This window comes from Pseudomonas sp. EZ-C24, from assembly GCF_014525325.1.
GTDB classification, from domain to species: Bacteria; Pseudomonadota; Gammaproteobacteria; order Pseudomonadales; family Pseudomonadaceae; genus Aquipseudomonas; species Aquipseudomonas shirazensis.
Window position 1 is genome coordinate 48,872 of sequence record NZ_JACDIU010000031.1, and the last position, 7,549, is coordinate 56,420.

6 protein-coding genes are annotated in these 7,549 nt (G+C 63.9%); 4 read left to right on the forward strand and 2 right to left on the reverse strand.

All coding sequences use genetic code 11. The features are described 5' to 3' along the window. Positions 1–24: 24 nt before the first annotated feature. Complete coding sequence (locus tag IDM28_RS21485) at positions 25–1,338, reverse strand: ATP-binding protein (protein ID WP_178080802.1); 1,314 nt, start codon at positions 1,336–1,338, stop codon at positions 25–27. A 118-nt stretch (positions 1,339–1,456) separates the two neighbouring features. Then, positions 1,457–2,197, reverse strand: coding sequence for a two-component system response regulator OmpR (ompR, locus tag IDM28_RS21490; RefSeq protein ID WP_101322551.1), 741 nt, complete (start codon positions 2,195–2,197; stop codon positions 1,457–1,459). Between the two features lie 230 nt (positions 2,198–2,427). Here ompR and IDM28_RS21495 point away from each other — a divergent pair, with 230 nt between their 5' ends. From IDM28_RS21495 to IDM28_RS21510, 4 genes are all read left to right on the forward strand, one after another. Then, positions 2,428–4,752 carry a Tex family protein gene (locus tag IDM28_RS21495; RefSeq protein ID WP_188036834.1) on the forward strand — a complete coding sequence of 775 codons (2,325 nt, stop codon included), beginning with the start codon at positions 2,428–2,430 and terminating at the stop codon, positions 4,750–4,752. Next, entirely contained in the window at positions 4,749–5,135 is a 387-nt protein-coding gene (locus tag IDM28_RS21500; RefSeq protein ID WP_101322553.1) for a PaaI family thioesterase, read from the forward strand. Before IDM28_RS21495 ends, IDM28_RS21500 begins: the two co-directional genes overlap by 4 nt. 152 nt (positions 5,136–5,287) lie before the next feature. Further along, the gene (gene gshA, locus IDM28_RS21505) at positions 5,288–6,865 is read left to right on the forward strand and encodes a glutamate--cysteine ligase (protein WP_219860607.1); all 1,578 of its coding nucleotides are present in this window, start codon (positions 5,288–5,290) and stop codon (positions 6,863–6,865) included. Next, positions 6,865–7,491 (forward strand): TetR/AcrR family transcriptional regulator, encoded by a 627-nt coding sequence (locus IDM28_RS21510; RefSeq protein WP_188036835.1) that lies wholly within the window; start codon positions 6,865–6,867, stop codon positions 7,489–7,491. Before gshA ends, IDM28_RS21510 begins: the two co-directional genes overlap by 1 nt. Positions 7,492–7,549: the final 58 nt, after the last annotated feature.

Here is a 7,549-nt window from a genome sequence, read left to right on the forward strand (position 1 = left end):
GGGGCCGCTGAGCGGCCCCGGCAATCACACTGCGTTGCGCGGTAGCAGCAAGCCCAACGGCAAACGCACCCGCGCTTCAATGCCGCCGCCAGAGCGATTACGCAACTCGACATTGCCGCCATGCTGCGCCGCAATCCGTTTGACGATGGCCAGGCCCAGCCCCGTGCCCTTGCCACCGCGCGCACGGTCGCCCCGGATGAACGGGTTGAAGATGGTTTCCAGCTCCGACTCGTCGATCCCCGCGCCGCGGTCGAGCACGCTCAACACCACATACGGCGCGCTGTCGTCGCCCGATACATAAGCCGCTACTTCAACGCCCTGCCCCGCATGGTGCAAGGCATTGCCGATCAGGTTGCCGAGCATACGCTTGAGCGAAACACGGCGCAGCGGGAACGGCGGAATAGGCTCCAGGCACAACCGCACGCGTTCTTCCGGCTGGTTGTACGGCGCAACCACCTCACGCACCAGGTCGGAGAAGTCGATTTCTTCCAACGGCTCGTCACGGCCATCACGGATAAACGCCAGAAACTGATCGAGAATCGCGTCCATGTCTTCGATGTCGCGGACCATGTCGTCGGTCAGGTCGTTGTCGTTGTCCATCAGTGACAGCGACAGGCGCAAGCGCGTCAGCGGCGTGCGCAGGTCATGCGAAACCCCCGCCAGCATCAGCTCACGCTCGCGCCCGGCCTGTTCGACGTCTTCAGCCATCTGGTTGAACGAACGGTACACCTCGGCCATCTCGCTTGGCGTGTCGCTGACCGGCAAGCGCACACTGCGCCCCTGGCCAAGCTGACGGGCGGCAAACACCAGGCGCTTGAGCGGCTGGTTGAGCTGACGGACGAAGATCCACGCCGACGCTGTCGACAGCAAACCAATGGCCAGGAACCAGCCGAGTACGTTCCAGATTTTTTGCCCGCGCAACGGGTGCGGGTACAGCGGCACCTTCAGCCAGCCCGGGCCCAGGCTCGGCGCATTGACCCACAGCGCCGGCGGCGCATGCACGCGCAGGCGCACTTCGGTGTCCTCGCCCAGCTCGGCCTGCATCTGCCGCTGATAAATTTCGCTGTACGGCCAGTGCTGTTCGCCTTCCGGCACGCCGGCACCGGTTACCCGGATCAGGCCGGCCGCTTCGGCGATCTTCTCGCGGTTTTCTTCATCGGCTGCCCAATAGGCGCGCAAGGTCAGGGCCACGCCATGGCTGTACTGACGGTCGACCAGCACGTCTTCGTTCATCAGCAGGTAGACCAGGGTCAGCGCCTTGGAGAACAGCACGACGATAAGCACCAGCCACAGGGTGCGGGCGAAGAAGCTTTGCGGGAACCAAACAGGGGTTTTCATCGAGGACATCTACTGCAGAACAGGCGCGAGCAGAGCCCGCCAGATTGCCGGCTGGCCACAGACGCAAACAGGGCGGCCCGTTCGGGTCGCCCTGCAGCGTAGTGGCAGGCCTGCAGACTCATTTGCCGGAGTTTCCGTCCGGCACGAACACGTAGCCCACGCCCCAGACCGTCTGGATATAGCGCGGCTTGGACGGGTCCGGTTCAATCATGCGGCGCAAGCGCGAGATCTGCACATCGATGGAGCGCTCCAGCGCATCCCACTCGCGGCCACGGGCCAGGTTCATCAGCTTGTCGCGGGTGAGCGGCTCGCGGGCGTGCATGACCAGCGCCTTGAGCACGGCGAATTCGCCGGTGGTGAGCATGTGCACTTCATTGCCACGCTTGAGCTCGCGGGTGGCCAGCGACAGCTCGTAGTCACCGAAGGTCACGGTCTCGTCTTCGCTGCCAGGCGCACCAGGCACCGGCGCCGACTGGCGGCGCAGCACGGCCTTGACCCGCGCCATCAGCTCGTCGGGGTTGAACGGCTTGGCCAGGTAATCGTCGGCGCCCAGTTCCAGGCCCTTGATCCGGCTCAACTCGTCGCCCTTGGCGGTAAGCATGATGATCGGGATCTGGTTGTTCGCTGCGCGCAGGCGGCGGCAGGCAGACAAGCCATCTTCGCCAGGCAGCATCAGGTCGAGTACAACCAGGTTGAACACCTCACGGGCCAGCAGCCGGTCCATCTGTTCGACATTGGGTACTGCCCGGGTGCGGTAGCCCTTGCTGGTGAAAAAACGCTCCAGCAGGCTGCTGAGCCCCGGATCGTCGTCGACGATGAGAATCTTGTCACCTTCAACTGTGTTAGGCGTGCTGGTCATCAATAACTCCTCTGAGATCGCTGCGCATTATGGCGTAGCCATTGCAGCGCGTGCCGTGTGCATTGTTAGCAGATTTTTCCCCGGGCGCCACTTCCACGCGGCCGCCGATGGCGCGGCGCTATCACCGCAAGCCCGGCGCGATGGGTATAATGCGCGCCTTTCACCCAGCGCCGCCGGGCACGAATGCCCACCTGCGGCCTCCAGTATTCACATATTGTCAGGTGGTTTTCATGGACAGCATCAACAGCCGTATTGCCGCAGAACTCGGCGTTCGCCCGCAACAGGTCGAGGCGGCCGTGGCCCTGTTGGACGAAGGCTCGACGGTGCCCTTCATCGCCCGTTACCGCAAGGAAGTCACCGGCAGCCTCGACGACACCCAGCTGCGCCACCTGGATGAGCGCCTGCGCTACCTGCGTGAGCTGGATGACCGTCGCGCGAGCATCCTTGCCAGCATCGACGAGCAAGGCAAGCTGACCCCGGAGCTGGCCCGCGAGATCAAGCTGGCCGACACCAAGACCCGCCTCGAAGACCTGTACCTGCCGTACAAGCAAAAGCGCCGCACCAAAGGCCAGATCGCCCTTGAAGCCGGCCTCGGCGAGCTGGCCGACGGCCTGTTCAACGACCCGCAACTGACCCCGGAAAGCGAAGCCGCGCGCTTCGTTGACGCCGACAAGGGCGTAGCCGACGTCAAGGCCGCGCTGGAAGGCGCCAAGTACATCCTCATGGAGCGCTTCGCCGAAGACGCCGGCCTGCTGGAAAAACTGCGCAACTTCCTCAAGCAGGAAGCCGTACTCAGTGCCCGCCTGGTACCGGGCAAGGAAGAGGAAGGCGCCAAGTTCCGCGATTACTTCGCCCATGACGAGCTGCTGCGCAGCGCGCCGTCGCACCGTGCGCTGGCAATCTTCCGTGGCCGCAACGAAGGCGTACTCAGCGCCGCGCTTAAAGTCGGCGAAGAGCTGCCGGGCACCCTGCACCCGTGCGAGCTGATGATCGGCCAGCACTTCGGCGTGGAAAACCGCGCCCGCCCGGCCGACAAATGGCTCGGCGAAGTGGTGCGCTGGACCTGGAAAGTCAAGCTCTACACCCACCTTGAAACCGACCTGTTCGGCGAGCTGCGTGAAGCCGCCGAGAGCGAAGCGATCAACGTCTTCGCGCATAACCTGCACGACCTGCTGCTCGCCGCCCCGGCAGGCCCACGCGCTACCCTGGGCCTCGACCCGGGCCTGCGTACCGGCTGCAAGGTTGCCGTGGTGGATGCCACCGGCAAACTGCTCGACACCGCCACGGTCTACCCGCACGTGCCGCGCAACGACTGGGACCGCACCATCGCCGTGCTGGCCGCACTGTGCGCCAAGCATTCGGTGGAGCTGATCGCGATCGGCAACGGCACCGCCAGCCGCGAAACCGACAAGCTTGCCGCTGAACTGATCAAAAAATACCCAGCACTGAAGATGACCAAGGTGATGGTCTCCGAAGCCGGCGCTTCGGTGTACTCCGCCTCGGAGTTGGCAGCACGCGAGTTCCCGGACCTGGACGTATCGATCCGTGGCGCGGTGTCGATTGCCCGACGCCTGCAGGACCCGCTCGCCGAGCTGGTCAAGATCGACCCGAAATCGATCGGCGTCGGCCAGTACCAGCATGATGTCTCCCAGTTGAAGCTTGCCCGCGGCCTGGACGCGGTAGTGGAAGACTGCGTGAACGCCGTTGGCGTCGACGTCAACACCGCCTCGGTGGCGCTGCTGACGCGCATCTCTGGGCTGAACGCGACCCTGGCGCAGAATATCGTTGCCCACCGCGACGCCAATGGCCCCTTCGCCACCCGCGCTGCACTGAAAAAGGTCAGCCGCCTCGGCGAAAAAACCTTCGAACAGGCCGCCGGCTTCCTCCGTGTGATGAACGGCGACAACCCGCTGGACGGCTCCGCCGTGCACCCGGAAGCCTACCCGCTGGTGCAGCGAATTGCCGCCGGCACCGACCGCGACATCCGCTCGCTGATCGGCGACAGCGCCTTCCTCAAGCGCCTCGACCCGAAAAACTTCACCGACGAGACCTTCGGCCTGCCGACCGTCACCGACATCCTGCAAGAGCTGGACAAGCCCGGCCGTGACCCGCGCCCGGAGTTCAAGACCGCCTCGTTCCAGGACGGCGTCGAAGAGCTCAAGGACCTCGAGCCTGGGATGATCCTCGAAGGTGTGGTCACCAACGTCACCAACTTCGGTGCCTTCGTCGATATCGGCGTGCATCAGGACGGCCTGGTGCACATCTCGTCGCTGTCGGAGAAGTTCATCAAGGACCCGCGTGAAGCGGTCAAGGCCGGCGATGTGGTCAAGGTCAAGGTGATGGAGGTGGATATCCCGCGCAAACGTATCGCCCTGTCGATGCGCATGGGCGACACCCCGGGCGAGAAGGTCGAAGGCAACCGCGGTGGTGGCCGGGCCAATGGCGGCAACCGCCCGCAGCAGCCAGCGCGCCCGCGTGAAACTGCCACGGCCGCGCCAGCCAACAACGCCATGGCCTCGCTGTTCGCCAACGCCAAGCAGTTGAAGAAGAAATGACCAACCTGCCCAGCGAATACGTCGAAAGCGCCTTCAGCCAGTTGCTTGGCTGCCGCCTGCAGCGCCTTGAAGAGGGTGTTGCGACGGTGGCCCTGACACTGACGCCACAGCTGCGTAATCGCGGCCAGAAGCTGCACGGCGGGGCGATCTTCAGCCTGGTCGACATCGCCATGGGCCTGGCCTGCTCGGCCAGCCATGGCTTTGACCAGCAAAGCGTGACCATCGAATGCAAGATCAACTACATGCGCGCCGTCAGCGACGGCGAGGTGCTATGCACCGCGCGCGTGCTGCACGCGGGCCGGCGCACACTGGTGGTCGACGCCGACGTAGTCCAAGACGACAAGCTGGTTGCGAAAGCTCAGGGAACCTTCGCGGTTCTCTAGCTCACAAAGCGCTATCTGCGGTATTTTCGGCAGTGTGATGGCACTGCCGAAACCGCGTAACCAGGCGACAACGCCAGTTCCTTTGTCCCTACCCTTGTAGACCGTTATTTCTACCCCCATATTGGGGCGACTGACGCGTGAAGGAATACATCTTGAGCGAACTCCTCAACAGCCGCCTGAGCCTGCTCAGTGCCAATCTCCCCTTGCTCAAGCAGTGCCTGCACGGTATTGAGCGCGAATGCCTGCGCGTGACCGATCAAGGTCGCCTGGCCCAGACCCCGCATCCCGAGGCCCTGGGATCGGCGCTGACCAACGAGCAGATCACCACCGATTATTCAGAATCGCTGCTGGAGTTCATTACTCCGGCCCTGGCCGACCCGGCAGCGGTGCTGGATAACCTCGAAGAGGTGCATCGCTTCGTCCAGTCCAAGCTGGGTAACGAATACCTGTGGAGCCCGTCGATGCCCTGTGCATTGCCGGCCGAAGAGGATATTCCGATCGGCTATTACGGCACCTCCAATATCGGCCAGCTCAAGTATGTCTACCGCAAGGGCCTGGCCCTGCGTTACGGCCGGACCATGCAGTGCATTGCCGGTATTCACTACAACTTCTCGCTGCCCGAGGCCCTGTGGCCTCTGCTGCGCGAAAAGGAAGGCGGCGCCGATAGCGACCGTGACTTCCAGTCGGCGGCGTACATCGCCCTGATTCGTAACTTCCGCCGCTACAGCTGGCTGCTTATGTACCTGTTCGGCGCTTCTCCGGCGCTGGATGCAGGCTTCATGCGTGGCCGTGCGCACCAGCTCGAACAGCTCGACCCCGACACCCTGTACCTGCCCTACGCGACCAGCCTGCGCATGAGCGACCTGGGTTACCAGAGCAACGCCCAGGCCGGCCTGACGCCGTGCTACAACGACCTCGCCAGCTACACCGACAGCCTGCGCAAGGCGGTCGGCACGCCGTACCCGCCATACGTCGAGATCGGTACGCATAAGGATGGCGAGTGGGTTCAGCTCAACACCAATATCCTGCAGATCGAAAACGAGTACTACTCGAACATCCGCCCCAAGCGCGTGACCTACACCGGCGAGCGGCCGATCCAGGCGCTGGCCTCGCGCGGCGTGCAGTACGTCGAAGTGCGCTGCCTGGACATCAACCCGTTCCTGCCGGTCGGTATCGACCTGCAGCAGTCGCGCTTCCTCGATGCATTCCTGCTGCTGTGCGCGCTGGACGACAGCCCGCAGCTGAGCAACGGCGAATGCGGCCAGTGCACCAGCAACTTCCTCAGCGTGGTCAAGCAAGGCCGCAAGCCGGGCCTGGAGCTGCAGCGCAATGGCCAACCGGTGACGCTCAAGGAGTGGGCCGGCGAGCTGATCGAGCGTATCGCGCCGCTGGCCGCGTTGCTCGATCAAGCCAACGGCGGCGACGCCCACGCCAAAGCGGTTGAAGCGCAGCAGGCCAAGGTCGATGATCCCGAACTGACGCCGTCGGCGCAGGTGCTGGCGCGCATGACCGAGCACGATGAGAGCTTTGTCGAATTCTCCATGCGTCAGAGCCGTCTGCATGCCGAAACCTTCCGTGAGCAGCCGTTGAGCCCCGAGCGCCAGCAAGCTTTCGAGACGCTGGCACGTGACTCGCTGGCCGAGCAGGCGCGCCTGGAGCAGGACGAGGTGGGTGACTTCGACCTGTTCGTCGGTGCCTACCAGGCCAGCATCCTGGCCATCAGCAACTGATGACCCGTATGCCCACTCCACGCAAGCCGCGCGCCAGCAGCCAGGCCAGGATCGTCACGATCCTGGCGGCAGCCCGCGAGTTGCTTGCGGCGCACGGTGTGGCCGGGCTGTCGATCTACAGCGTGGCTGAACACGCGCAGATCCCGCCGTCGTCGGTGTACCACTTCTTTGCCAGCGTGCCGGCCCTGCTCGAAGCGCTGACGGCAGATGTGCACCGGGCCTTTCGTGAGGCACTGCGCGCGCCGATCGACAGCAGCGCGCTGACCACCTGGCATGACCTGTCGCGGCTGATCGAGCAACGTATGTTGGAGATCTATCAGGAGGATGCCGCAGCGCGGCAGTTGATTCTGGCCCAGCATGGCTTGAGCGAAGTGACCCAGGCGGATCGCAAGCATGATCTGGAGTTGGGCGAGCTGATGCACAAGCTGTTCGATCAGCATTTCCATCTACCGGCAATGCCGCACGACGTCGATGTGTTTGCCCTGGCGATGGAGCTGAGCGACCGGGTCTATGCCCGTTCGGTGCAGTTGCACGAGCAGATCACCCCGCGCATGGCCGAGGAAGGCAAGCGGGTGTGTGAGGCGTATCTGGGGTTGTATTTGCCGCTGTTCCTGCCTAAACGCTGATAGTTTTGGGGCGCTTTGCGATCCTTCGCGGGCAAGCCCGCTCCCACAACGATCCCTG